We start from the raw sequence: 23,623 nt of genomic DNA, 5'->3' as shown, positions 1-23,623 counted from the left end.
GATCCGCTGGCGGAGCTCATCCTCTCCGGTGAGATCAAGGACGGCGAGACCGTGCCGGTGCATGCGGGCCCCATGGGCCTGATGATCGGCGACGTGACGGTGAGCGGCACGGAGCGCCCGCCGCAGGGCGTGCGGTTGAATTAAGACACGAGCGCAATAGCGATAAAGGCCGGGAGTTCGCCCGGCCTTTTTGTTTCAGCACACAGTGTCATTCCCGGCCAGAGCGCAGCGGAGGGGAAGGGAATCCATAGTTCCGCGCTTGATCGTGGATCCCCTTCCCTCGCTCCGCTCGCCGGGGATGACACCTGCACCGTCATGGCCGCACTTGTTGCGGCCATCCACGTCTTCAACGGCGGTAAAAGACGTGGATCCCCGGGCCAAGCCTGGGGATGACATCGAGCATGATGTTGTCTCAGATTACTCCGCAGCGACGCGGAAATCGTCTTCGTCGCTTATCGGCAGGCCGGCATCGTCGATGTCGCGGTCCGGAGCGGGGGATCGGGCGCCTTCGCGCAGGAGCCTATCCTTGTCGGTGCGCTCGCCCTTGTCCTCGCGCAGTTCGCGCTTCATGCGGCGGAGCTGCTTGGCGGTCTTCTGCAGGGCGGCCCGGAAGGCGGTGTAGAGATCCTTGTCCTTGGCCTCGCCGCTCATCATCTTGAGGGCGCCCATCTGCATGTTGACCGTGCAGCGATAGGTGATGCCCTCGCGGGTGACGTGCACGGACGCCGTGCTCAACCGCCCGAAATATTTTCCGGCGACCTGACGGATGTTCGTTTTGGCATATTCGGGGAAGTTTTCGCCCAGATCGACAGTCGAGCTTTGCACCAGGATGTTGTTGTCGGCGCCTTCGAGATCCATTCGCTCCTCCTTGGGTGAAGGTTCGATGGCTAACGGCGCGGCTGCAAGAAGGTTTCGCCTTCCATGAAACAAAACCTGTCCTGCCAAGGTTGTACGTCGTTCAGGGTCTGCGCGACCGTGGCCCCTGCTGCTCCACATCGATGACAGTGACCTCGATGGTCTCGGACCGGTTGTTGCGCACGATCTGAAGCCTGACCGTGTTGCCCACGCCGACCCGTTCGAGCCTGTCCGTCAGGTCCGACAGCCGGCGCACCGGCTCATCCTCGATGCCCACGATCACATCGCCGACGACGCCGGCGCGCGGATCCACGCCGCGAAGCCCAGCCCGGTCGGCCGGCGAGCCCGGCACCACGTCCGCCACGACCACGCCGGTCACGCCAAGCTGAGCGGCAAGCGTCTCGTCGCCGGCGAGGATGCCGATCCCCGGCGTCGGCACGCGGCCGGTGCGGATGAGTTCCGGCACCACACGGTTCACCACGTCGACGGGAATGGCGAAGCCGATGCCCGCGCTGGTGCCGGAGGGCGAATAGATGGCCGTGTTCACGCCGATCAGCCGCCCGGCGGAATCGAGCAGTGGGCCGCCGGAATTGCCCGGGTTGATCGCCGCATCCGTCTGGATCACGTCGGCGACTTCGCGCCCGCCGCTGGTGGGCAGGCGGCGCTTGAGCGCGCTGACGACGCCTGTGGTGAGCGACTGGTCGAGGCCGAACGGATTGCCGATGGCATAAGCCGTCTGCCCCACCTTCAGGTCGGCGGAGCTTCCCACGTTGAGGGGCGCCGGCAGGGCGCCCTGACGCTGGAGACGCAGGACCGCGAGGTCATAGTTCGGCGCGCGGCCGACCACCTCGGCCGGCCGCACCTCGCCGGAAGCCAGACGCACGGCGAAGGACGATCCGCTCTCCACCACGTGGTCGTTCGTCACGATATGACCGGCTGCATCCCAAACGAAGCCGGTTCCCGAGCCTGACTGCTCAGCCTCGGTCGTGCGTCCCTGCCCTGCCCGGCGCCCGGACAGGCTCACCACCTGCACCACGGAGGGCGCTACGGTCTCGAACACCCGGATCGTCGTGCGTTCGAACTCCGCCAGATCGCCTCGTGCCGCGACGGGTCGCGGCTCCCGGGCGGACGTGAAGTAGGTGTTCACGTAAGGTTGCAGCACCAGGATCGCGAGCAGCACCGCCACGACCAGCATGATGATTCGCGTCGTCCGGTCCTGCATTGTGCCTCCTGTGCCTGTTCAATCCCTCTCACAACGGACACGCTTGAACGAAGTTCATCTCACATCGCTGCGACCCGTCGGAGGAACCCCGCGAGCGCGATCCGCTTGTCCCTGCTGAGGTTGAGCTTGTCTGATGATAAGGCAAGCACTCAACCCATCTGCTTGGACCGGGAGGAATGCTGCCTTGCATGATCCGTCACCGTCAGGGAGCCGCCCGGCTGTTCATGCTGGCATCTTCCCCACCTTCTTCCTGTCGGGGTTCGAGTGCTCCACCTTCATCTGGAAGGATCAAGGCCGCCGGGACCTCGTGGCCGAGACCCAGCATCGCGAGCATGTGGACGAGGATTACGCTTTCCTGCGTTCGCTCGGCATCGCGGTGGCGCGCCAGGGCATTCCGTGGCCCTTCGTCGATAAAGGCGGCACTTACGACTTCTCGGAGCTCGATCCGTTCATCGCAGCCATGAACCGCCACCAGATCCTGCCGATCTGGGACCTGTGCCATTACGGCTATCCCGACGATGCCGATCCTTTTGCGTCTGACTTCACCGAGCGTTTCGCAGCTTATGCCAAGGCAGCGGCGGAATACGTGACGCCGCGCATCCGCGGCCCGCATTTCTTCACACCGATCAACGAGATCACCTTCTTCGCCTTTATGGGTGGGGAATGGGGCTGGACCGCGCCGTTCCGCAAGTCCGACGAGGACCGCCAGCGCCTGCGCCTCGCCCTGTGCCGGGCTGATATCGCGGCCGTGAAGGCGATCCGCGAAGTCGACCCCGAGGCGCGCATGGTCCACATCGATCCGCTCATTCTCGTGGTCGCGCCGCGCGACCGGCCCGACCTCAAGGACGAGGCGGAGCACGAAACCTTTACGGACACGTTTTACGCCTGGGACGTGATCGCCGGACGGCGCCACCCGGAGCTTGGCGGCTCGCCGGAGGTGCTCGATATCGTCGGAGTGAACGCCTACTCGTTTGGCCAGATGGAATACCGCGAGAACGGCCCGCACGCTTCGCTGGAGCCGCATGACGAGCGCATCCGCCCACTTGGCGATCTGCTCACCTTCGCGTGGGAGCGCTACCGCCGCCCGATGATTGTGGGCGAGACCAGCGGCCTGCGCGAAGGCCGGCCCGACTGGCTGCGCGACATCGTCGAGGAATCGCTGGCTGCCGTGCGCAAGGGCATCGACCTGCACGGGGTGTGCCTGTTTCCCGCCGTCGACATGCCCGACTGGCACACCGGGGAGTGGCTGCACAACGGCCTCTGCGATCTGGTGGAGGAGAACGGGCGCCTCAAGCGCGTGCCGTACGGGCCCTATATCGACGAGTTGCGGCGCTGGCAGAAGCGGCTGAACCGGGTGACGGAGCTCGACGACGATCCGTTCAGCGACCCCGTCAATCTGGACGACATCAAGCACGCGGCCGACGCAATGCAGATGAGTTCGGACAAGGACTGGCACTGACGCCACTCCCTACAGACCTGAACCAAACTTTCACGCAAACGTTCGCTTCCACAGTCCCTTTGCAGGAGAGTTCTTGATGTCACGCCGTCTCGTGATCGCCGGCCTCATGGCCGCCATTGCCATTCCCGCCTTCGCCCAGCAGCAGAACCAGGCCATTCCCCAGGCGACCACGCCCCAGCCTGCGGAGACGCAGACCAATCCGGCCCTCGGGCAGAATGCGCAGCAGCGCCAGCAGCGCACACAACAGGGCGGCGCGCCGCAGGATACGCAGACCCCTGCCCGCCAGGGTCAGGCCAACAGCGCGCCGGCCGCTATGGGCCAGGAGCAGTCGCAGGCCGACCGGCAGTACATTCAGCAGGCGCTGGCGCTGAGCACCGTATCGCTGCAGCAATCGAACTTCGCCCTCACCAAGGCGCAGAATCCGCGCGTGAAGCAGTTCGCGGAATTCGAGGTGGGCGAGCAGAACCTGCTCACCGAGATCATGCATTCCTTCGCCGATCCGAACGCCACCGCGTCCACCACCCGCGGCGCCCAGGCTGCGGCCTCGACCGCGCCCGAGCTGCCCCCGAAGGACGCGCAGGCGATGGAGCGCCTGTCGAAAGCCGCGGGAGGTGCTGCCTTCGACAAGGATTATGTGGCCCTGCAGATCCAGGGGCACCAGGAATTGCTGAAGCTGCAGGATGACTACCTCAAGCAGGGCTCCGGCAACCGCGAGACCACGAACGTGGCCAAGCTCGCCCGCGGCCAGATTCAGGAGCATCTGACCATGCTGCAGGACATCCAGAAGGAGCTTGGACAATAGCGGCGCCAGCATTGTCCGGCCCTGCCGTTTCACTGTCGCAGGGCCGGAACAGCCGTCATGAACAGGACGTTGGCTCTGCGAGACTTCTAGCCTGCTGAAACCCAAGAAGAGGAATAATCCATGGCGCAAGACAAACGAGGCCGCCCTCCCGAGCCGCCCGTCGATGAGGTGCTCAACGAGGTCACGCAGGAAGAGGCCGGCGACGACTTCGTCGCAGGCCCGACCCAGCGCAACGACGTCGGCAACACCAAGCGCGCGGCCGCCAAGGCCACCGGCGTGATGGGCGCCTCGAAGAAGCTCGACCCCGACCTCGACATCGGCCACGTGGACGACAACCGCGTGAAGAGCGGCTCCAAGGCTGGCCTCCATTCCTTCAAGGAGGTGCCGGAGGAAGAAGACGACGAGGCCGGCTTCCAGATGTCGAACGAGGAGATCGCCGAGGGCGTCAACACCACCGCGACCAAGAGCCCGGCGCCCCGCGCCGCTCAGACCGAAGGCCCAATGGGCCCCACGGGCATGAGCGGCGGCGCGGCCTCCCGGGCTCGCGTGCCGGCGCCCGGCAACGCGGTGGACGTGCCCAAGGGTACCCTGGTGCGCGGCCATCCCACGGCCAGCCAGTCCGGCGGCAAGTCGACCTCCTCCACCGGCGACGAGAAGCCCCCGAAGCGCTCCGGCCGCGCCGCCGAAGGTCAGGTGGACCGCCCGCTCTCTAAGGGCGGCAGCGAGGAGCGGTAAGCCCAAACCTGCCTATGGCTCATCCCGGGCGGCGAAAGCCGATCCGGGATCGCCTGAACTTAGCCTAGCACTGTCATCCCGGGGCCGCTTAGCGGAGCCCGGGATCTATAAACGCTGACGGTGCAGAATTCCTGCAGTGGGATCGGCTGCGCCTTTTCCTCCGACTGTCGTGGTTATGGATCCCCACCTTCGCGGGGATGACAGGGTTGAAGGTCCGGCGCCCCAATGACCCCACTGCATAGCTGTCTCTACGGAAGATGGAGTGACAGCCCCGTGCCTCCCGCTTTATGGATTGTTCAGCCGAACCGGCAGTGACGACATAAAACGGTTGAGGAAACGCTCATGGACAGAAGAAAAGTTCTCAAAGGCGCAGGCCTGGCAGCCGCCGCAGGCGCGGTTGCGTCCCCGGCCATCGCGCAGGCGCAGCCGGAGGTCCGCTGGCGCATGGCGTCCGCCTATCCGAAGAGCCTCGACACCCTGTTCGGCGCCGGCGAGATGATCTCCAAGCGCGTGGCCGCCGCCACGGACAACAAGTTCCAGATCCAGCCCTTCGCCGCGGGCGAGATCGTCGGCGCGCTCCAGACCCTCGACGCTACCCAGAACGGCACGGTGGAATGCTCCTATACCCTGTCGAGCTTCTTCATCGGCAAGGACCCGACCTTCATGTTCGAGACGTCTGTGCCATGGGGCATGAACGTGCGCCAGCACAATGCCTGGATGCATTACGGCGGCGGCCTCGACCTCGTGCGCGAGTTCATGAAGGACTACAACGTCTATCCGATTCCGGCCGGTCAGACCGGCGCTCAGATGGGCGGCTGGTTCCGCAAGGAGATCAAGTCCATCCAGGATCTCCAAGGTCTGAAGATGCGCATCGCCGGCATGGGCGGCCAGATCATGCAGAAGCTCGGCGTGGTGCCCCAGGTGCTTGCCGCCGGCGACATCTATCCGGCGCTGGAGCGCGGCACCCTCGACGCGGTGGAGTTCTCCGGCCCGCATGACGACGAGAAGCTCGGCTTCGTGAAGGTGGCCCAGTACTACTACTACCCGGGCTTCTGGGAAGGCGGCGCGCAGCCCTCGCTCTACGTGAACATGAACAAGTGGAACGAGCTGCCCGCCAACTACAAGGCGATCCTTGAAGCGGCCTGTGCCGAAGCCAACGCCATGTGCGTGGCCAAATATGACGCGCAGAACGCCGACGCGATCCGCCGCCTCGTCGGCCAGGGCGTGCAGCTGCGTCCCTTCCCGCGCGACGTGATGGAGCAGAGCTACAAGGAAGCCTACAAGCTCTATGGCGAGATCGCCGCTTCCAACGCCAAGTTCAAGAAGGTGTTCGATTCCTGGAGCGCCTTCCGCGAGAAGGAGCTCACCTGGTTCCGCATCGCAGAGCTGCCCTTCGACTACTTCGTCAACCAGCAGCAGGGCCAGCCGCGCTGAGCCTCCTGCACTTCAGAAACGGCGCCGAAAGGCGCCGTTTTCAATTGACGGTCAAAGCGGATCGAAGCTTGGCGCCTTGCGTTGTCCCCCTGACAAGACGAGCAATCCCGCAAAGGAGGCAGGCCATGACGGACAAGAACCGCCCTGACGAGACATCTCAGGACAAGAACAACGCTCAGGACGACAAGCAGTCCGAGAACACCAAGAAGCATCAGGAGGAGCTTCTCGACGAGGGCGTGGAAGAGACCTTTCCCGCCAGCGATCCGGTTTCCGTGAAGATCACGAAGTAATCCGATTTCACGGACCGTTTTTCCAACCTCTCACCTGATCCTGAGGAGCAGACGCAGTCTGCGTCTCGAAGGAGCTTCCAGAGAGCACTGGACCATCCTTCGAGACGGTCGCTCACGCGACCTCCTCAGGATGAGGTTTTCTTCGTGAGTTCCGGCGCTTTCGTCCGTTTCAGTTCCGGCTTGCCACCGCGACGCCCAACGCCGCGAGGGCCATGCCGGCGAGCTGGATCAGGCTCAGGGTCTCGCCGAAGAGCGCGAAGGCCATGAGGGCCGCAACCGGCGGCACGAGATAAAGCAGCGTCGCGACGCCCACCACGGCGCCCTGACGAATCAGGAACAGCAGCAGGCCGATGGCCCCGATGGAGAGGCCGAACACCGCCCAGGCGAGCGCGCCGAGGAGTGGAAGCGTGAGTTCCATGTGCCCCTCTTCCAGCAGCAGCATCAGCGGCAGGGTGACGATGGCGGCCCCGATATACTGGATAGTGGCGTTGACCCGCAGGTCGAGATTGCTGCTGGTGCGTTTCTGCCAGATCGTCCCGAAGGTGATGGAGAGCATGCCGAGCACACAGATGAAGAGCGCCAGCGGCGGCACGCCGCCGTCGCCGAGCTTCGGCGCCACCACGAGGGCGGCGCCCATGAAGCCGATGCCGATCCCGGCCCAGCGGCGCGGCGACACCCGCTCGCCCAGGAGCGGCCCGGCGAGAAGGCCCGTGGCCAGCGGCTGGAGACCGGCCACAAGGGCGGAGATGCCAGCGGGGAGCCCGTGCTTGACCGACCAGAACACGCCGCCGAGATAGAGCCCGTGCAGGAGCACCCCGGCGATCATGCTGTTGCGCCAGTCGCTCCACCGGCGCGGCCATGAGACCCGCGCCACCACGACGATCCCGGCCAGCACCAGGGTGGCGAGCACGTAGCGCACGAACAGGAACGTCAGCGGCTCGGCATAGGGCGCCACGAGGCGCGCCACGACGAAGCCGGTCGCCCAGATGAGCACGAACAGCGGCGGCGCGAGGCGGGCGAAGAGGGTTGGGCTCATGACAGGACGGGAACGGAAATCACAAGAGGAATGGCCTTGTAGGCCCGAGTGTCAGTGTTTGTCGATGCGCGGAGCGTCATCCCGATGTCGATCTCTGAGCCGGTTTCATAAGCTGCTGATCGTTGATGAGGAATGACGCCCGTATCCCCTCCCTCCTTGTGGGGAGGGTGGCCGCGGCAGCGGCCGGAAGGGGGCTGGCGTCATCGGAGCATCTGATCGACCCGTGGCGACCCCCCTCTCCAACTCTCCCCCACAAGGGGGAGAGGGCTGGTTGCGAGTCACCCCTTTTCCACTGCCCGCAGCAAAACTCGACTCTTCCCCCAATCGTTGTTTCCTTGCCCTCACCCCCCTGCCGCACCATCTCCAGCCTCCTGGAGACCCCGCTGTTGAACCGCCTTCGCCTCTGGCTTGAACTCGTCGCCATCGCGTCCACGCGCTTCGTCCTGCACGACGCCTGGGCGATTGCGAGCCATATCGCCCTGTCGGTGCTGACCTCGATGTTCCCGTTCCTCATCCTGGTCACGGCGCTGGCGAGCCTGTTCGGCACCGGGACCCTGGCCGACGAGGTGGCGGACATCATCCTGGAGGCCTGGCCGCGGGAGATCGCCGGCCCCATTGCCGGCGAGGTGCACACCATCCTCTCGGTCAAGCGCAGCGACGTGGTGACCCTAGGCCTCGTGCTCGCCCTCTATTTCGCCTCGAGCGGCGTGGAGAGCCTGCGGGTCGGGCTCAACCGCGCCTATGGGGTGCGCGAGACCCGCGCCTGGTGGCTGACGCGGCTCGAATCCATCGCCTTCGTGATCGCCGGTGCCCTCATGCTGCTGGCGCTGGCCCTGCTCGTGGTGCTCGGTCCGTTCCTCTGGCGGTTCGTGCTCGCCTGGGTGCCGGCGCTGCAGCCCTTCGACGGGCTCATCGCGTTCCTGCGGATCGGCGTGGCGACGGTGGTCATCGTGGCGGGCCTGCTGCTGGCCTACAAGCTCGTCCCATCGGGACGGCGCAGCTTCCGCGCGGTGCTGCCGGGCGTGGGCGTGACGCTGGCGCTGTGGCTTCTCGGCGGCTTCGCCTTCAGCTGGTATCTGGAGTTCTATCCGGGGGCCTATGCCTCCACCTATGGGGGGCTGGCCACCGCCATGGTGGCGCTGATCTTCCTCTATACGCTCTCAGCCATCTTCCTGTTCGGCGGGGAACTCAACGGCACCATCATCCTGGCCAAGCGCCGACGCCTCGGCAAGGAGCCGAAGCCGCAGCACATGAACGACCTGATCGCGCTGCCGTGACCGGGCAACCCGGTGAAGCCTTCAGGGTGTCAGGATCGCCATCAGGACGAGCCCGAACAGGCCGATGGCGGCAATGCCGATGAGGCTGAGCCAGGGATATCGGCTGTCGCGGTCCGGATCCAAGAGCAGGGTTCCCTTCAGCTACCGAGGGTGCCTATCCAGAGGCAGAGTCCGAGACCGACCACCACGGCGAGCCAGTTCAGAGAGCGGTCGAACACCAGGTTCCAGGAGGCCGGAACGGTCTGGGCAAGCTTCTTCTGCGGTGGGAGATCGACGGGCATGGCTCATGCTCCAAAGCCTGGACAGCTTCGGGACGCATCATGCGCCCAAAAAGGGCAGCGACCGACTAAGGAATCGCTGATGAGCGGACCGTACAGGGCCAATGCGTCATTTGTAAGTGTGGTCCAAACCCATGATCTTTGCGACGGCATCAAGGTCAGATGATCGTCGAGCCGTCCGTTCTCACGCTCTCATCCCAGATCTGGCGCACGAGCTTGTCGGCCGCTTCGGCGCTGACATGGATGCGCACCAGGGTCCACTCCTTCTCCGATTTCCACATGCGGAACGAGAGCATGAAGCCGTCGCCGTCCTTCTGCGCATCGGCATGGGTGGCATCGGGCAGATCATAGGGCCCGAGTCCATCGAAGGTGATCTGTCCCACGGGGCTCTCCGGTCATGAGGATCGAGAACCCAACGGTTGAAAGCGTGACAGGTTCAGGGCCTCTCGCGGTCGTGAGCCGTCGCGCGTTCCCGTCAGAGATTGGGCGTGATCCTCAGCTCCAGCCGCGCCGAAGCCACGGGCTGCGTGCGCGGGGCAAGGCCGTAGCCGAGCGACACGTTGAGCACGGATTTGTAGCGATCCGAGGGAGCGCTGAGCAGCGCCTGGCTCGTCACCTCCGACAACAGGCCGGTGCTGAAATCCCCGTTTGCCGCATCGACGCTGATGCTTGGCGCAAACCGCAGCTGCGAGTTCCAGGACTGGAGCGGCAAATCGAGAGGGATTCCCATGGTGCCGCTGACGGATTGCGCATAGCCGTGGCTCGTCACGTCCACGAGGCCGGCCGTCGACAATCCGAAGGTGACGCCGCCCAGGCTCTCCCAGTCGCGCGTCACGAAGGCCTCCCATGTGGCTTTCGAGTGCAGCGGCCCCCGATACCCGCCGCCGCGGATCAGCTCGGTTCCGACGAGGAAGTTGTAGTCGTGCAGAGGCTGCAGCTTGGCCCCGAGCGAGTGGCCGGTCGCGCCGGGCCGGAAGCTTTGCGCAGGGCTCCTGGTCATGCCGTTCGCCCACACCTGGGTACGGTTCAGATCATAGGAGGCTTGCGATTGTCGGCCGAGGCGTGCCGCGGCGACATTGCCGTCCAGCCATGCCGGCGTCAGATCCCTGTTCCAGATTTCGTCATCTTCGGCCCACGTCGCAGCAGAGCCCAGCATAAGAAAGGCCAGAACGGCCCCAAGCCGGCAAAGAAGAACCATTGAAATAAACCAGAATAAAATCTTGATGGAGGATGCAATCTCGCCTCCATTCGAAGAGCTCCTGGTTAATTCTTGGTTAACGATCTGCAAAGCCGAGCGGGCAGCTATGGCTGTAGCCAGGACGAGCAGCTGGAATGCCTGTCATTTCACTCAGCAAATCAGAGACATGACGCGGCATGGCACCGATCTTCTCGCGGATGACTGAAATGACGCACGGTCTTGATTCAGGGTTCTCCTCGCCTGGGCATCTCAACGAAAACGGCCGGGCATGAGCCCGGCCGCATCTTCTCGCCATGCCGTGAGGGTCAGCTCACGATCTTGTACTTCACGAAGCCTTCCGGCGCGTCGCCCATCTTCTCGACCTTGATGCCGGCCGGCTGGTAGTTGGCGGCGTTCGGGCCGGTGATGAAGGTCATGGTGACGCCGGCAGGAACCGCGAGCGACCAGGAGCCGTCCGCCTTCGGAGCCACTTCCTTCTTCTCGATGATGAAGCGCATGATGGCGTCGCGGGTGAGGTCCGGAGCCTCGAACACGATGGTGCTGCCGTCGGCGCCCGGGAAGTTGCCGCCGCCGCCCGCGCGGTAGTTATTCGTCACCACGAGGAACTGCTGGTCGTCCGCGACGGGCTTGCCGTTATGGGTCAGGTCCTTGATGCGGCGGGCATTGGCGTTCGCGACCTTGCCGTTGTCGTCGTAGCGCGAGGGCTGCGTCGGGTCGATCTTGTACTGCACGCCGGCGATGACGTCGAAGTTGTAGGCCGGGAACTTCGGGTTGACGAGTTCCTGCTCGCCGCCCTTGGCCGGATCAATCTGGTTGTAGATGCCGGCCGAGCGCTCGAGCCACTCGCGCACCTGCGCGCCGGTGATCTTCACCACACGGATCGTGTTCGGGTAGATGTAGATATCCGCCATGTCCTTGATGGCGAGCGGGCCGGGTTTGATCTCGGTGAAGTAGTTCGGGCCGCCGCGTCCGCCGGCCTTGAAGGGGGCGCCTGCGGAGAGGATCGGCAGGTCCTTGAAGGCAGACGCTTTCAGCTGATCGGCCACGTACCAGGCCTGCGCCTCGGTCACGAGCTTCACGGAGGCGTCGTCCGACACCAGCGAGAAGTAGGAGTGAATCGGCACCGCCGTGGTGCCGACGGGCTCGCGCACGTATTTCAGCGTTGCCTCATGGCCTTCCTTGGCGGCTGCCATCACGGCCGCATCGGATTCCACCTTTGCCACCACTTTACGGTCGACGCGGTCGTAGATCGGGCGCGCCTCGGTGCGGAAGTTCGCGACCTTCCAGGCATTGCCTTCCTTGGTCAGCTCGAGATCGACGAGGCCGAGATGGCTGCCCCAGAAGCCGGCCATGACAGCGGGCTTGCCGTGCAGCGTGCCCTTCTGCGCATCGACGCCGGGGATGTTGTTGAACTCCTTGCCGCCCGGGAACGTGAAGTGCTGGTGGCCGGTGAGGATCACGTCGATGCCGTCGACCTTGGCGAGGTGCAGGGCCGCATTCTCCTCGCCCCCTTTCCGCTCGCCGCCGGCGATGCCGGAATGGCAGAGCGCCACGACGATGTCGGCGCCGGCCTTCTTGAGATCCGGCACATGCTTGTTGGCCGCGTCCACGATGTCGATCGTCGTGGCCTTGCCGTCGAGGTGCGACTTGTCCCATTGCACGATCTGCGGCGGCACGAAGCCGATCACGCCGACCTTGATCTTTTGCTTGGCACCGGCCTCATCGGTGAACTCGCGGTCCAGCACGATCCAGGGCTTCTGCAGGGTCTCGCCGTTGGCCTTCAGCACGTTGGCGCAGACAAGCGGGAATTTGGCCGTGCCCACGGCGTTCTGCAGGAACTCGAGGCCGTAGTTGAACTCGTGGTTGCCCAGCGTGCCGGCATCGTAGTTCAGCTCGTTCATGGCGGCGACCATGGGATGCACGTCGCCCTTCTTCATGCCGCGGCGATAGGCGATGAAGTCGCCGAGCGGCGAGCCCTGGATCAGGTCGCCGTTGTCGAACAGCATGGTGTTCTTGGCTTCCGCGCGGGCACCCTTCACCAGGGTGGCGGTGCGGGCGAGACCCACCGTGTCGTCGGCGGCGTCGCGGTAGTAATCGTAAGGGAAGACGTTCACGTGAAGGTCGGTGGTCTCCAGGATGCGGAGCTTCACGACCGGGCCGGCAGCCCAGCTGACCGGGGACATCCCGGTGAGAGCGGCAGCGGCCACGCCGGTCTGCAGGACGCGGCGGCGGGTGATGGATTGGGTCATGGTCTTCCCTTGGTCTTGTTGTGGAGTGAAACTAAATTCGCCTCTACACGACAGAAGCACAGGTTTTGTGACAGAATCAATATAGCTGGCAAAGGAGAGGCCAAAATTCACTGGCCGTTACCGAGCCGTCATGGCCGGGCTCGTCCCGGCCATCCACGTTTTTAGCGCTGTAAAGACGTGGATACCCGCAACAAGTGCGGGCATGACGACCAATGTTACCCCCGCAAAGCCTCATCGAGATCGCGGTAGAGATCCTCGACATCCTCAATGCCGGTCGACAGGCGCAGGAGGTCCGGCGGGCATGGGGTGCCCGGCCCTTCGATGGAAGCGCGGTGCTCGATCAGGCTCTCGACGCCGCCCAGCGACGTGGCTCGCTTCCACAGACCGACCCGGGCGGCCGTGCGGATTGCCGCGGCCTCGCCTTCGCTCACCTGGATCGACAGCATGTAGCCGAAGCCGTTCTCCATCTGCCGGGCGGCGATGTCGTGGCCGGGATGCTGCGGCAGGCCGGGATAGAGCACGCGGGCCACCTTCGGATGATTAGAGAAGCGCTGCGCGAGGTCGAGGGCGCTTTTCGCCTGCGCAGCTGTCCGCACATGGAGCGTGCGCATGCCCCGCATGAGGAGATAGGCCTCGAACGGCCCGAGGATTGCGCCCTGCATCTTGCGGATATTGACGACACGCGCCCAGAACGCATCCGCCTTGGCGCCGGCGAGCGCACCCGCCACCACGTCGGAATGGCCATTCAACACTTTGGTTGCCGCATGCATGACGATATCGGCGCCGAGGTTGAGCGGACGGGTGTGGATCGGCGAGGCGGTGGTGGAATCGACCGCAAGGCGCGCACCGGCCGCGTGCGCAATCTCGGCGGCGCCGGTGATGTCCGTGATCGTCCAGAGCGGGTTCGAGGGCGTCTCGATCCAGACCAGCTTGGTTGCGCCAGGCTTCACCGCCTCGCGCAGGGCATCGAGGTTGTCGGTCTCGACGAAATCGACCTTGAGGCCCCAGCGGACGGCTTCCGTCATCAGCCAGTTGCGCAGGGCCCAGTACATGACCTTGGAGGCAACGATGTGATCGCCCGGATCGAGGGCCTGGAACACGGCCGTGGCGGCGGCCATGCCGGAGGAGAACAGCAGCGCGCCGGCCTCGGCCTCCTCCAGCATCGCCAGCACTTCTTCCGCCTCGCGGATGGTGGCATTGTCCGGCCGGCCATAGACGAAGCCGGAGGAATAGGCATTGTCCTCATCGCGGATATAGGTGGTCGCCACATGGATCGGCGGCACGACCGCTTTGGTGATCGGATCCACATGGCCCATGGCCTGAGCAGTCAGGCTGCGCTTCGACCATGGGGAACGCGATGACGACATGGGGAACCTCCGGAGAGCGTGACAGGTTGCGTCACTGGAAACAGACACGCTGTCTTTAAAGGGATTTGGGGAATGCATACAGACCAAACTGTGCCGGGCAGCCATGCAATGCCGCCGCTTTTGCGCTTTCTCGTGGCCGTGTTGCCGGTGGTCGCGGTGGCGGTGTCGGCAAGCCTCGTCACGCAGCCGAACATCCCGACCTGGTATGCGGGCCTCCAGAAGCCGGCGTTCACCCTGCCGAACTGGGCCTTCCCGGTCGCCTGGACGATTCTTTACGCGATGATGGCTTATGCGCTCTGGCGCATTCTCTCCTTGCCCGAGAACCGGCCCGGCCGCAGGGCTGCGATCATCACGTTCTTCGTGCAGCTCACCTTGAACGGAGCGTGGTCCTTCGCCTTCTTCGGCGGCCGGAGCCCGCTCGCCGGCCTCGTGGTCATCGCGGCCCTGATCGTGGCGATCCTCGCCACGATCCGCAGCTTCTGGAGGCTCGACCGTACGGCGGCCGGGCTGCTCGTGCCGTATCTCGCCTGGGTGGTCTATGCGACCCTGCTCAACGGCACGATCTGGCGGCTCAACGGCTAGCCTTACAAACCGGCCATAAGCCTCATCCTGAGGAGCGTGTGTTAGAAAGCGCGTTATTCCGGCTTGTCGAACAGATCCGGGTCCTTGTCGTGATGATCGAGTACGCCGACGAAAGGCAACTGCCGGTAGGAATGAGCCACGTCCATGCCGTAGCCGATCACGAACACGTCCGGGCAGGTGAAGCCAACGTAATCCGGGTGGATCTGCACGGCGCGCTTGCCGGGCTTTTCCAAAAGCACGGCGGTCTTCACGCTCTTGGCGCCGCGGGCCATGATCAGGTCCTTGGCGAAGGTGACGGTGCGGCCGGACTCGAGGATATCGTCCACGAGCAGAACGTCGCGCCCGCGCACATCGCTCTCGATGTCGCGCAGGATGGTGACGTTGCCGGTGGAGACGGTGCCGTCCAGGTAGCTCGACAGGTGCACGAATTCGACCTGTGGGGTAAGCCCGGTCCGATGCAGGGCGCGGATCAGGTCGGCGGCGAACATGAAGCTGCCCTTGAGCACCGCCACCACGAGCAGGTTTTCGGGCTTTGCAGCCGCGATCTCCTGGGCCAGCGCCTCGTTGCGCTTGGCGATGGTGTCCTCGTCGAAAAGAACCCGGATGCGGTGGGTAGTGCTCATCATGATCGTCCAGAAAAGAAATATGAGGCTCTCGAAGCCGCCCCTTCACGACCATGCTTGGTCCGGGATGTCAAACGGAGTTGGTGGTTTTTAAGCAATTCCATGACCCCATTGTCATTCCCGCCCGAAGCGCAGCGGAGGGGAAGGGAAGGCATACCGCTCGGCGTGCGACTGTAGCCCCTTCCCGGTCCTGCGGACCGCCGGGGATGACACCGGGGCATTTTCGCCGTTCACTCCTGCGGCACTATCCCGCGAGGGCTTCGCTTCCCGTTACACTCCTGCAAGTTTATGGCTTGCTAACCATGACGGGGCGATAAGGAAGCGAATCGCCCAATTTTTTCCCTCAAGGATGGCTCGACTACGTGTGAAAGCGCTCGATCACGACGATTATCACTACGATGAGAACGCGGCCCCGGTCGTGCATTTCGAGAATGTGGGCGTGCGCTACGGCATGGGGCCCGAGGTTCTGCGCGACCTGACCTTCTCCATCGAGCCCAATTCCTTCCAGTTCCTCACCGGCCCCTCGGGTGCCGGCAAGACGACGCTGCTGCGCCTCATCCTGCTCTCGGTGAAGCCGACCCGCGGCCTGATCTCCATGTTCGGGGAGGACGTCTCCCGGATCTCCAAGGACGAGCTGACCGCCTTGCGCCGCCGCATGGGCGTGGTGTTCCAGGATTTCCGCCTGCTCGACCACCTGACGACTTACGAGAACGTGGCCCTGCCCCTGCGCGTGCAGGGCAAGGAGGAGGCGAGCTACCGGGCGGAAGTGGTCGAGCTGCTGCGCTGGGTGGGCCTCGGCGACCGCATGCACATGCTGCCGCCGGTGCTCTCGGGCGGCGAGAAGCAGCGCGCGGCAATCGCCCGCGCGCTGATCGTGCGCCCCGACCTGCTGCTCGCCGACGAGCCCACCGGCAACGTGGACCCGTCCCTCGCCCGCCGCCTCCTGCGCCTCTTCATCGAACTCAACCGGCTCGGAACCTCGGTGGTGATCGCCACCCACGATTTCAGCCTCATGGATCAGCTCGACGTGCGCCGCCTCGTGCTCGGCGACGGGCGGCTGCATATCGACGAGTGAGCTAAGATGAACGCTCCCTCGCAACCGCGCCTGAAGAAGGCCGCCGCGGCCCCGGACGGGCAGAAGCGCTCCCTGCCTGCCTCGTTGAGCCGGAACGCCCCCCTCGTGCCCGTGGACTCGGCCGGCGGCCAGGCGCTCGCCGCCGTCATCGCGATCCTCACCTTCCTGGCGGCCCTGTGCGCCGGCGGCGCGGAACTGGTGGCGGCCTCCTCCGCCCAGTGGCGCTCCGAGATCTCGCGGGAAGTCACCATCCAGATCCGCCCCAATGCCCAGCGCTCCATCGACCAGGATGTGGAGCGCGCGGTGGCGCTGGCCCGGCAGGCGCCGGGGGTCGAGGTGGCCCAGGCCTTCACACGCGAGGAATCCGAGCGCCTGCTCGAGCCCTGGCTCGGCACCGGCCTCGACTTCAACGACCTGCCGGTGCCGCGCCTGATCGTGATCAAGATCCGCGAGGGTGCGAAGCCGGATTTCAGCGCCTTGCGGCAAGCCCTGCAGCGGGATGTTCCGGGGGCGACGCTGGACGACCACGCCCTCTGGGTCTCGCGCCTCTCCACCATGGCCAACACCATCATCGGCGTCGGGGTGTTCCTGGTGAGCCTGGTGCTGGTCGCGGCGGCGCTCGCCGTCATCTTCGCCACCCGGGGTGCCATGGCGAGCAACCGGGAGGTGGTGGACGTGCTCCACTTCGTGGGCGCCAACGACGACTTCATCGCCAAGGAATTCCAGCGCCGCTTCTTCCGGCTGGGGCTGCGCGGGGCAGCCATAGGGGCCGGCGCCGCCATGGTCCTGACCCTGATCCTGGGCCTCGTGACCCGCTCCTGGCGGGCGAGCCCCACGGGCGACCAGATCGAGGCCCTGTTCGGCGCCTTCACCATCGGCTGGCGGGGCTACGCGATCGTGATACTGATCGCGCTCTTCGTGGCCGTCATCACGGGCATCGTGTCGCGCCTGACCGTGAGACGCTTCCTTAACGAAAATGGTTGATGGTGGGGATTAACAGGAAAAGTCGGGCCGCCTCTCCATTGCCGCAATCTCCCTTATCCTCGTCCAGGATGACCTCGCGAACGCAAAGTTGGAGTGTGCCGGGCGCTATGGACACCACGGAAGCCGTCGGATGGGGCTGGACGATGCAGGAATCGCCTAAGGCTCCCGCACGGCGGTCGTGGGCGCGACGCATCCTGGGCTTGGGCTTCTGGGCCGCCACATGCGCCGCCATTGCCGGCTTCCTGGGTTTTCTCACCTTCGTCTACAGCCTCGACCGTTTCGAGCAGCGCCCCGAGACCCGGGCCGACGGCATCGTGGCCCTCACCGGCGGCGCCCAGCGCATCGGCGATGCCATCGACCTTCTGGACAAGGGCTACGCCAAGAGGCTCCTGATCTCAGGCGTCAACGAGAACACCAGCCGCGACCAGATCGCCCGGCTCAATCCCGGCCAGCGGCGCCTGTTCGATTGCTGCGTGGATCTCGACTACCGGGCCCGCAACACCATCGGCAACGCTATCGAAACCCGGCGCTGGGCCGAGACCAACAGCTTCAACACCATCATCGTGGTGACCTCGAACTACCATATGCCGCGCACCCTGGCGGAGCTCGACCACGCCCTGCCGAACCTGCAGAAGATCCCCTACCCGGTGGCCGCCACCATCGACCCGCACGACTGGTGGCACAATCCGGCGGTGGCCCGGGTGATCTTCACCGAGTACCTGAAGTTCCTGGCGGTCTGGGTGCGCACCCACCTCGAGGACGACCCGGAGCGCTCGTCGGTGGCCCACCTCATCAGCGGCGGCTCCCCGGTGAAGAAGCAGCAGATCGCCAAGCCCCTCTGGCGCTAGACCCTTGGCGAAAACCATCTATGGTGGGCGTCGCGGAGCAAGAGCCCCGCTTTTTCTTTTCAAGACGCCATGCTGATCCTCCGCTCCCTGCTGTTCAACGTCGCCTTCTACGCCAACCTGATCCTGTGGCTGTTCCTGCTCCTGCCGGGGCTCCTGGTGTCGCGCCGGACCTTCATGCAGATGGTCAAGCTCTGGGGCCGCACGTCGATCTGGCTGCTGCGGGTCATCGCCGGAATCAGGGTCGAGTTCACCGGCCGGGAGAAGATCCCGCCGGGCGGAGCGCTCGTGGCGGCCAAGCACCAGTCGTTCCTTGAAACCTTCGCCATCGTGACGATCCTGGACGATCCCACCTACATCCTGAAGCGGGAGCTGATGTGGATTCCCGTCTTCGGCTGGTATCTGGCCAAGGCCGGGTGCGTGCCGGTGAACCGCAAGGCCGGCACGGTCGCTCTGGTGCAGATGACCCAGCGGGCGAAGGAGGAGGCCGAGCACGGCCGCCAGATCATCATCTTCCCCGAAGGGACCCGCCGGGCCCCGGGCGCACCGCCAGCCTACAAGTACGGGGTGGCGCATCTCTACCAGAATCTTGGCTTTCCCTGCATTCCCATTGCCCTGAACGCTGGGCTGTTCTGGCCACGCCGCCAGTTCATCCGCCGCCCCGGCACCGTGCGGATCGAGGTGCTCGACCCCATCCCAGCGGGCCTGCCGCGCGACGAATTCTTCCAGCGGGTTCAGGCGGAGATCGAGACGGCTTCGAACCGGCTCTACGAGGAGGGCCGGCGGGAGCTCGGCCTCGGTCCTGCCGCGGCCTCGGAGGCGTCGCTGTCGAAGGCGTGAAACCAACATCCTTGGTGTCATTCCCGGCTGGAGCGCAGCGGAGGGGAAGGGAATCCATCGGGCCGCGCCTGAACGTGTATCCCCTTCCCTTGCCTGCGGCTCGCCGGGGATGACACGACTGTCTGCAAAAACCTGCAAACCCAAGCCCTGCCAAGCTTTCAGCAATCTTGACGACTCACCTGGCTGTTCTTACATATAAGAACATATGGCGAACAAACGAACCATATCCTGGAACGCGGCCATGCGGGATCTCCGCAACGACCGAATGCGGAGGGCTGGTGTGCGCGAGGAAAGGCTACGGGCGACCGCAGGGCTTCGCTCCTCTTCCACCTTAAGTTCCTGGCGCGGCCGTTCGGGCCGCCGCTACATCGTGGGCGTCCATCCTCTGAACGAAGAGGAACTGCTCGACGTCACCGACGCCGTGATCCTGGCCGTCAGGCGTGACCGGGACGGCACCGGCACGGTGATTGACGCTGCCATGGCCGCCTCCGAGCCGGCCGAGCACACCCGGATGCGCTGGCTCGCCAAGGTCCAGGAACTGGGCGCCACCGAGCTGCACATCCACAGGCTTGCCGCGACGGACGAGGATCGCCGCGCGATCTTCGAGGATCTGCGCGAGGACGAAACTCAGGCTTCCTGATCCAGCGCTTCCAAAATCTTGTGCAGTAGCGGATCGGTGACGCTCATGCCGATGAGATGCTCGTAGGTATTGCGCACGTAATCCGGGTTGCGCCCGGAAATGCCCTGCCCCTGCCGCACGTGCTTCAGCACATCCTCGAAGGACAGGCGCCCCGCATATTGCCCGTGATAGCGGTCGACCACGTAGGCCAGGGCGCGGACCCGGCGGCCATCGGCGAGCCGCACCGGCAGGCGGCGCTCCAGATAAACGGCGGTGACCTGCTCGCGCTCGCGCAGGTACTGGATCGTGGCCTGTGCCTCCTCCGGGGCGACCCGGAACGCCACGCCATGGCAGCGCCCGCCGCGATCGAGGCCGAGCACTAGGCCGGGATGCTCAGGGGTTCCGCGATGGACATGGGAGAACACGCAGAGCGAACGGTGATAGCCGTAGAGATGGGCATGCACGCGCTCGAGATAGGGAAAGCCCGGCCGCCACATGAGCGAGCCATAGCCGAACACCCATAAATCCTCCGTGAGGTCGTTCATGTCACCCCGCCCGAACCTTGCCAGGTTCGCGCGCTACCAGTTACCAAGCGCCAACACAACAGGAGATCGCGCATGGATCAGGCCGCCCCGACGGGGAATGTTCGCCGCAGTCGCTTCTGGCTCTACACGCCCTTCGTCCTGCTGCTTCTGCTGGCCATTGCCTGGAGCGTCGCCTGGTTCGTGATCCGCAACCGCACGGCGGAGGCTCTCGACGGCTGGATCGCCGCGGAGGCGAGAGCCGGGCGGGAATGGTCCTGCGCCGACCGCAGCATCGCCGGCTATCCGTTCCGTATCGAGGTGATCTGCAATGCGCTCGACTTCAAGCGCGGTGCGGTCACCGCCTCCTTCGGGCGCACCGAGGCCGTGGCGCAAGTGTACCAGCCCCGCCGCATCATCACCGAGGTGGCCGGCCCCTTGCGCGTGACGGACGGAACCGTAACGGTGCAGGGCAGCTGGGATCTGCTGCAGGCCAGCATCAATGCCTCGCAAACGGGATTGCAGCGCGTCTCGGTCGCGGCCAATGCACCGAAGGTCACCGTCACCGGTCTGCCGGCCGGCGAGCTGTCGGGCGAAGGCAAGCGCCTGGAGCTGCATGTCCGGCCCAACCCGTCACGTGGAGCCGATCAGGCGCGCGATGTGGCGGCCTCCGTCACGGAAGCCCGCATTCCGCTGCTCGATGCGCTCATCGGCGGCGCGGAGGCGACGAACCTGAACGCGGACGTCACCATTACACAAGCGGACGGCTTCAAGGGCGGCACCATTGCGGAGGAGATGGAGCTCTGGCGCAAGGCCGGCGGCAAGCTCGACATCCTGATGCTGTCGGCCGCCAAGGGCGCGCGCCAGATCGAGACCAAGGGCGAGCTGCGCCTCGACGAGCAGCACCGACCCGCAGGCCAGCTCAACGTGGCGGCCGCCGGCCTCGACGGTCTCCTCGGAAATCTCACCGGCGGACGCCTCGGCGGCAATCTGTTGGGCATGCTGCTGGGCCAGGGGCCGCGCTCGAATGCGGCTCAGCCGAACGCCAAGCCGCAGCTCGCCTCCCTGCCGCCGTTGCGCCTGGAGAACGGCTTCCTGGCCATGGGGCCATTCGTGATCCCCAACGTGAGGCTGCAGCCGTTGTATTGATGTTAGAGTGATCGCATCCGCTGTCATTCCGGGGCCGCGCAGCGGCCCCGGAATGACAGCGGAGATGTCGCCCGCCAACGAATGTCGCTTACGCCTTGTCCTCGCGTCTTCGGCCGAAATCCGGCTCGGGTGTTTCCTGGCCGGACGAGATGATGCCGCGGCGGATGGCGCGGGTGCGGGTGAAGAGGTCGAAGAGCTTGTCGCCCTCGCCCCAGCGGATGGCGCGGGCGAGCAGCGCGATGTCTTCGTTGAGGCGGCCGAGCATTTCCAGCACGGCCTCCCGGTTGTGCAGGAACACGTCGCGCCACATGGTCGGGTCGGACGCCGCGATGCGGGTGAAATCGCGAAAGCCGCCGGCCGAGAACTTGATCACCTCGCCCTGCGTGACCGTCTCCAGATCCGCCGCCGTGCCGACGATGTTGTAGGCGATGAGATGCGGCACGTGGCTGGTGATGGCGAGCACCAGATCGTGGTGCTGCGCGCTCATGACCTCCACGTTGGAGCCCATGGCCTCCCAGAAGGCGCGCACGCGCGCGACCGCCGCCTCGTCCGTGCCCTCGGGCGGCGTGAGGATGCACCAGCGATTATGGAAGAGCGTCGAAAAGCCGGCGTCGGGCCCCGAATGCTCCGTGCCCGCCACCGGATGGGCCGGCACGAAATGCACGCCCTCCGGCAGATGCGGCTGCACCTGCGCAACCACGGACGCTTTCACCGAGCCCACATCCGACACGATGCAACCCGGCTTCAATCCTGAGCGCATCGCCTCCGCAACCTTGCCGCAGACGCCGACCGGCACGCAGAGGATCACGAGATCCGCATCCCGCACGCCGGTCAAGACGTCGGTGGTGGCCTCGTCGGCGATGCCGAGCTCGCGCACCCGCGCCACCACTGCTTCGCTCGCATCAATCGCCACGATACTGCGTGCGAGATTGAGATGTCGCGACGCGCGGGCAATCGATGAGCCGATCAGCCCGAGGCCGATGAGCGCGACGCGCTCGACGAGCGGCGTGTCACGCGGAGGACCGAGACGCTCAGGCATGTTTTTCACCGAGAAAATCGCGCAACGCCGCCACGACGAGGCCGTTCGCCTCCTCGTCGCCCACGGTCAGGCGCAGGGCATCAGGCAGCCCATAGGCCGCGACCTGGCGCAGGATGAGACCGCGCGATGAGAGGAAGCTGTCTGCTTCCTTCGCCGTGCGGCCCGTTTCTTTCGGGAAATGGACGAGCAGGAAATTGCCGACGCTCGGCGTTACCGTCAGACCCAGCGCCTCGATCTCGCGGGTGAGCCAGGCGAGCCAGCGCTCGTTGTGCTCGATGGCTTTTGCGATATGCGCCTCGTCCTGAATCGCCGCGATGCCGGCGGCGATGGCTGGGCCGCTCACGTTGAACGGGCCACGAATGCGGTTGATCGCGTCAGTGATGTGGGCCGGCGCCACCATCCAGCCGAGGCGAAGATTGGCCAGTCCATAGATCTTCGAGAATGTGCGGGTCATCACCACGTTCTCGGACGTGGCGACGAGTTCCAGGCCCGCCTCGTAATCGTTGCGGCGCACGTATTCCGCATAGGCCGCGTCCAGCACCAGCAGCACATGGGGCGGCAGGCCCGCGTGCAGGCGCTTGACCTCGTCGAACGGAATGTAGGTGCCGGTCGGGTTGTTGGGGTTGGCGAGAAACACGATCTTGGTCCGGTCGGTCACCTTAGCCAGGATCGCGTCCACGTCGGTGCGCAGATCCTTCTCCGGCGCCACCACGGGCGTGCCGCCGGCGGCCTGGATCGCGATGCGGTAGACCAGGAATCCGTGTTCCGTGAAGATGCCCTCGTCGCCCGGGCCCACATAGGCGTTCGTGATGAGCGACAGCAATTCGTCGGAGCCCGTGCCGCAGACGATCCGGTTCGGATCGAGCCCATAGCGGGCTGCAATCGCCTCGCGCAGCTTCGTGGCGGCGCCGTCCGGGTAAAGCTCGAGATGGTCGAAGGTCCGGATCGCCTCCATGGCTTTGGGCGAGGGGCCGAGCGGCGTCTCGTTGGAGGAAAGCTTATGGATCTTCGCAACCCCTGCGGCCTTGCTCTTGCCGGGCACATAGGCGTCGATCTGCATCACGCCGGGACGGGGTTGGGGGCGAACGGACATTTTTACTTCCTAAAGATCGATCAAGCGGAACAGGCTCTAGCGCAGGTCGGG

At 65.2% G+C, this 23,623-nt stretch carries 25 protein-coding genes; 13 read left to right on the top strand and 12 right to left on the bottom strand.

Going from position 1 to position 23,623, the window contains the following annotated elements:
- Nucleotides 1-417: 417 nt before the first annotated feature.
- Nucleotides 418-858, bottom strand: a complete 441-nt coding sequence (gene hpf, locus JQC81_RS20075; RefSeq protein WP_203273554.1) for a ribosome hibernation-promoting factor, HPF/YfiA family — start codon at nucleotides 856-858, stop codon at nucleotides 418-420.
- A 100-nt stretch (nucleotides 859-958) separates the two neighbouring features.
- Nucleotides 959-2,077, bottom strand: a complete 1,119-nt coding sequence (locus JQC81_RS20070) for a S1C family serine protease (RefSeq protein ID WP_203273553.1) — start codon at nucleotides 2,075-2,077, stop codon at nucleotides 959-961.
- 184 nt (nucleotides 2,078-2,261) lie between these two features.
- Here JQC81_RS20070 and JQC81_RS20065 point away from each other — a divergent pair, with 184 nt between their 5' ends.
- The 5 genes from JQC81_RS20065 to JQC81_RS20045 all read left to right on the top strand — a co-directional run bounded on the left by JQC81_RS20065 (nucleotide 2,262) and on the right by JQC81_RS20045 (nucleotide 6,797).
- Complete coding sequence (locus JQC81_RS20065) at nucleotides 2,262-3,536, top strand: glycoside hydrolase family 1 protein (RefSeq protein ID WP_203273552.1); 1,275 nt, start codon at nucleotides 2,262-2,264, stop codon at nucleotides 3,534-3,536.
- Between the two features lie 76 nt (nucleotides 3,537-3,612).
- Nucleotides 3,613-4,338: a DUF4142 domain-containing protein gene (locus JQC81_RS20060; protein ID WP_203273551.1), complete on the top strand. Its 726-nt coding sequence runs from the start codon at nucleotides 3,613-3,615 to the stop codon at nucleotides 4,336-4,338.
- A 120-nt stretch (nucleotides 4,339-4,458) separates the two neighbouring features.
- Entirely contained in the window at nucleotides 4,459-5,073 is a 615-nt protein-coding gene (locus tag JQC81_RS20055) for a hypothetical protein (RefSeq protein ID WP_203273550.1), read from the top strand.
- A 342-nt stretch (nucleotides 5,074-5,415) separates the two neighbouring features.
- Nucleotides 5,416-6,507 carry a TRAP transporter substrate-binding protein gene (locus JQC81_RS20050; RefSeq protein ID WP_203273549.1) on the top strand — a complete coding sequence of 364 codons (1,092 nt, stop codon included), beginning with the start codon at nucleotides 5,416-5,418 and terminating at the stop codon, nucleotides 6,505-6,507.
- Between the two features lie 125 nt (nucleotides 6,508-6,632).
- Nucleotides 6,633-6,797 carry a hypothetical protein gene (locus JQC81_RS20045; RefSeq protein ID WP_203273548.1) on the top strand — a complete coding sequence of 55 codons (165 nt, stop codon included), beginning with the start codon at nucleotides 6,633-6,635 and terminating at the stop codon, nucleotides 6,795-6,797.
- Nucleotides 6,798-6,966: 169 nt separating this feature from the next.
- Here JQC81_RS20045 and JQC81_RS20040 read toward each other — a convergent pair whose 3' ends face one another.
- Nucleotides 6,967-7,833: a DMT family transporter gene (locus JQC81_RS20040; RefSeq protein ID WP_203273547.1), complete on the bottom strand. Its 867-nt coding sequence runs from the start codon at nucleotides 7,831-7,833 to the stop codon at nucleotides 6,967-6,969.
- A gap of 386 nt (nucleotides 7,834-8,219) precedes the next feature.
- On the opposite strand from JQC81_RS20040, the gene JQC81_RS20035 reads away from it, so the two are divergent.
- Nucleotides 8,220-9,110, top strand: a complete 891-nt coding sequence (locus JQC81_RS20035) for a YihY/virulence factor BrkB family protein (RefSeq protein WP_203273546.1) — start codon at nucleotides 8,220-8,222, stop codon at nucleotides 9,108-9,110.
- Between the two features lie 137 nt (nucleotides 9,111-9,247).
- Here the strand turns inward: JQC81_RS20035 and JQC81_RS20030 are convergent, their stop codons facing one another.
- The 5 genes from JQC81_RS20030 to JQC81_RS20010 form a co-directional block, all read right to left on the bottom strand.
- Nucleotides 9,248-9,391 (bottom strand): hypothetical protein, encoded by a 144-nt coding sequence (locus JQC81_RS20030; protein WP_203273545.1) that lies wholly within the window; start codon nucleotides 9,389-9,391, stop codon nucleotides 9,248-9,250.
- A 155-nt stretch (nucleotides 9,392-9,546) separates the two neighbouring features.
- Complete coding sequence (locus JQC81_RS20025) at nucleotides 9,547-9,771, bottom strand: hypothetical protein (RefSeq protein WP_203273544.1); 225 nt, start codon at nucleotides 9,769-9,771, stop codon at nucleotides 9,547-9,549.
- Nucleotides 9,772-9,863: 92 nt separating this feature from the next.
- On the bottom strand, nucleotides 9,864-10,586 hold the full coding sequence (locus tag JQC81_RS20020; RefSeq protein ID WP_203273543.1) for a hypothetical protein: 723 nt from the start codon (nucleotides 10,584-10,586) through the stop codon (nucleotides 9,864-9,866).
- A 305-nt stretch (nucleotides 10,587-10,891) separates the two neighbouring features.
- Nucleotides 10,892-12,835, bottom strand: a complete 1,944-nt coding sequence (locus tag JQC81_RS20015) for a bifunctional 2',3'-cyclic-nucleotide 2'-phosphodiesterase/3'-nucleotidase (RefSeq protein ID WP_203273542.1) — start codon at nucleotides 12,833-12,835, stop codon at nucleotides 10,892-10,894.
- 215 nt (nucleotides 12,836-13,050) lie between these two features.
- Nucleotides 13,051-14,202, bottom strand: a complete 1,152-nt coding sequence (locus JQC81_RS20010; protein WP_203273541.1) for a trans-sulfuration enzyme family protein — start codon at nucleotides 14,200-14,202, stop codon at nucleotides 13,051-13,053.
- Nucleotides 14,203-14,274: 72 nt separating this feature from the next.
- On the opposite strand from JQC81_RS20010, the gene JQC81_RS20005 reads away from it, so the two are divergent.
- Nucleotides 14,275-14,784 carry a TspO/MBR family protein gene (locus tag JQC81_RS20005; RefSeq protein WP_203273540.1) on the top strand — a complete coding sequence of 170 codons (510 nt, stop codon included), beginning with the start codon at nucleotides 14,275-14,277 and terminating at the stop codon, nucleotides 14,782-14,784.
- 53 nt (nucleotides 14,785-14,837) lie between these two features.
- On the opposite strand, the gene hpt is transcribed toward JQC81_RS20005, so the two are convergent.
- On the bottom strand, nucleotides 14,838-15,410 hold the full coding sequence (hpt, locus tag JQC81_RS20000) for a hypoxanthine phosphoribosyltransferase (protein ID WP_203273539.1): 573 nt from the start codon (nucleotides 15,408-15,410) through the stop codon (nucleotides 14,838-14,840).
- 361 nt (nucleotides 15,411-15,771) lie between these two features.
- On the opposite strand from hpt, the gene ftsE reads away from it, so the two are divergent.
- From ftsE to JQC81_RS19975, 5 genes are all read left to right on the top strand, one after another.
- Nucleotides 15,772-16,482, top strand: coding sequence for a cell division ATP-binding protein FtsE (gene ftsE, locus JQC81_RS19995; protein WP_203273538.1), 711 nt, complete (start codon nucleotides 15,772-15,774; stop codon nucleotides 16,480-16,482).
- Between the two features lie 6 nt (nucleotides 16,483-16,488).
- On the top strand, nucleotides 16,489-17,466 hold the full coding sequence (locus JQC81_RS19990; protein WP_203273537.1) for a cell division protein FtsX: 978 nt from the start codon (nucleotides 16,489-16,491) through the stop codon (nucleotides 17,464-17,466).
- Nucleotides 17,467-17,573: 107 nt separating this feature from the next.
- Nucleotides 17,574-18,314, top strand: a complete 741-nt coding sequence (locus tag JQC81_RS19985) for a YdcF family protein (protein WP_246520546.1) — start codon at nucleotides 17,574-17,576, stop codon at nucleotides 18,312-18,314.
- 69 nt (nucleotides 18,315-18,383) lie between these two features.
- Nucleotides 18,384-19,151, top strand: coding sequence for a lysophospholipid acyltransferase family protein (locus JQC81_RS19980; protein ID WP_203273535.1), 768 nt, complete (start codon nucleotides 18,384-18,386; stop codon nucleotides 19,149-19,151).
- Nucleotides 19,152-19,392: 241 nt separating this feature from the next.
- Nucleotides 19,393-19,791 carry a hypothetical protein gene (locus JQC81_RS19975; protein WP_246520545.1) on the top strand — a complete coding sequence of 133 codons (399 nt, stop codon included), beginning with the start codon at nucleotides 19,393-19,395 and terminating at the stop codon, nucleotides 19,789-19,791.
- Here JQC81_RS19975 and JQC81_RS19970 read toward each other — a convergent pair.
- Nucleotides 19,779-20,315, bottom strand: a complete 537-nt coding sequence (locus JQC81_RS19970; RefSeq protein WP_203273534.1) for a gamma-glutamylcyclotransferase — start codon at nucleotides 20,313-20,315, stop codon at nucleotides 19,779-19,781. The two genes, JQC81_RS19975 and JQC81_RS19970, sit on opposite strands and share 13 nt — an antisense overlap.
- Before the next feature lie 72 nt (nucleotides 20,316-20,387).
- Here JQC81_RS19970 and JQC81_RS19965 point away from each other — a divergent pair, with 72 nt between their 5' ends.
- Nucleotides 20,388-21,440, top strand: a complete 1,053-nt coding sequence (locus JQC81_RS19965) for a DUF2125 domain-containing protein (RefSeq protein WP_203273533.1) — start codon at nucleotides 20,388-20,390, stop codon at nucleotides 21,438-21,440.
- An 88-nt stretch (nucleotides 21,441-21,528) separates the two neighbouring features.
- Here the strand turns inward: JQC81_RS19965 and JQC81_RS19960 are convergent, their stop codons facing one another.
- Entirely contained in the window at nucleotides 21,529-22,479 is a 951-nt protein-coding gene (locus tag JQC81_RS19960; protein WP_203273532.1) for a prephenate/arogenate dehydrogenase family protein, read from the bottom strand.
- Entirely contained in the window at nucleotides 22,472-23,572 is a 1,101-nt protein-coding gene (gene hisC / locus JQC81_RS19955) for a histidinol-phosphate transaminase (protein ID WP_203273531.1), read from the bottom strand. The genes JQC81_RS19960 and hisC overlap by 8 nt, the downstream gene beginning before the upstream one ends.
- Between the last annotated feature and the right edge of the window lie 51 nt (nucleotides 23,573-23,623).

This window comes from Microvirga arabica (assembly GCF_016811235.1).
Taxonomy (GTDB): domain Bacteria; phylum Pseudomonadota; class Alphaproteobacteria; order Rhizobiales; family Beijerinckiaceae; genus Microvirga; species Microvirga arabica.
This window is presented reverse-complemented; position numbering and strand designations above follow the sequence as displayed.

Excerpts from the sequence above, each read along its gene's own strand:
- hpf (WP_203273554.1), bottom strand. The coding sequence starts at position 858 with ATGGATCTCGAAGGCGCCGACAACAACATCCTGGTGCAAAGCTCGACT.
- JQC81_RS20070 (WP_203273553.1), bottom strand. The coding sequence starts at position 2,077 with ATGCAGGACCGGACGACGCGAATCATCATGCTGGTCGTGGCGGTGCTG.
- JQC81_RS20060 (WP_203273551.1), top strand. The coding sequence starts at position 3,613 with ATGTCACGCCGTCTCGTGATCGCCGGCCTCATGGCCGCCATTGCCATT.
- JQC81_RS20055 (WP_203273550.1), top strand. The coding sequence starts at position 4,459 with ATGGCGCAAGACAAACGAGGCCGCCCTCCCGAGCCGCCCGTCGATGAG.
- JQC81_RS20050 (WP_203273549.1), top strand. The coding sequence starts at position 5,416 with ATGGACAGAAGAAAAGTTCTCAAAGGCGCAGGCCTGGCAGCCGCCGCA.
- JQC81_RS20045 (WP_203273548.1), top strand. The coding sequence starts at position 6,633 with ATGACGGACAAGAACCGCCCTGACGAGACATCTCAGGACAAGAACAAC.
- JQC81_RS20040 (WP_203273547.1), bottom strand. The coding sequence starts at position 7,833 with ATGAGCCCAACCCTCTTCGCCCGCCTCGCGCCGCCGCTGTTCGTGCTC.
- JQC81_RS20030 (WP_203273545.1), bottom strand. The coding sequence starts at position 9,391 with ATGCCCGTCGATCTCCCACCGCAGAAGAAGCTTGCCCAGACCGTTCCG.
- JQC81_RS20020 (WP_203273543.1), bottom strand. The coding sequence starts at position 10,586 with ATGGTTCTTCTTTGCCGGCTTGGGGCCGTTCTGGCCTTTCTTATGCTG.
- JQC81_RS20015 (WP_203273542.1), bottom strand. The coding sequence starts at position 12,835 with ATGACCCAATCCATCACCCGCCGCCGCGTCCTGCAGACCGGCGTGGCC.
- JQC81_RS20010 (WP_203273541.1), bottom strand. The coding sequence starts at position 14,202 with ATGTCGTCATCGCGTTCCCCATGGTCGAAGCGCAGCCTGACTGCTCAG.
- JQC81_RS20005 (WP_203273540.1), top strand. The coding sequence starts at position 14,275 with ATGCATACAGACCAAACTGTGCCGGGCAGCCATGCAATGCCGCCGCTT.
- hpt (WP_203273539.1), bottom strand. The coding sequence starts at position 15,410 with ATGATGAGCACTACCCACCGCATCCGGGTTCTTTTCGACGAGGACACC.
- JQC81_RS19990 (WP_203273537.1), top strand. The coding sequence starts at position 16,489 with ATGAACGCTCCCTCGCAACCGCGCCTGAAGAAGGCCGCCGCGGCCCCG.
- JQC81_RS19985 (WP_246520546.1), top strand. The coding sequence starts at position 17,574 with ATGGACACCACGGAAGCCGTCGGATGGGGCTGGACGATGCAGGAATCG.
- JQC81_RS19980 (WP_203273535.1), top strand. The coding sequence starts at position 18,384 with ATGCTGATCCTCCGCTCCCTGCTGTTCAACGTCGCCTTCTACGCCAAC.
- JQC81_RS19975 (WP_246520545.1), top strand. The coding sequence starts at position 19,393 with ATGCGGGATCTCCGCAACGACCGAATGCGGAGGGCTGGTGTGCGCGAG.
- JQC81_RS19970 (WP_203273534.1), bottom strand. The coding sequence starts at position 20,315 with ATGAACGACCTCACGGAGGATTTATGGGTGTTCGGCTATGGCTCGCTC.
- JQC81_RS19965 (WP_203273533.1), top strand. The coding sequence starts at position 20,388 with ATGGATCAGGCCGCCCCGACGGGGAATGTTCGCCGCAGTCGCTTCTGG.
- JQC81_RS19960 (WP_203273532.1), bottom strand. The coding sequence starts at position 22,479 with ATGCCTGAGCGTCTCGGTCCTCCGCGTGACACGCCGCTCGTCGAGCGC.
- hisC (WP_203273531.1), bottom strand. The coding sequence starts at position 23,572 with ATGTCCGTTCGCCCCCAACCCCGTCCCGGCGTGATGCAGATCGACGCC.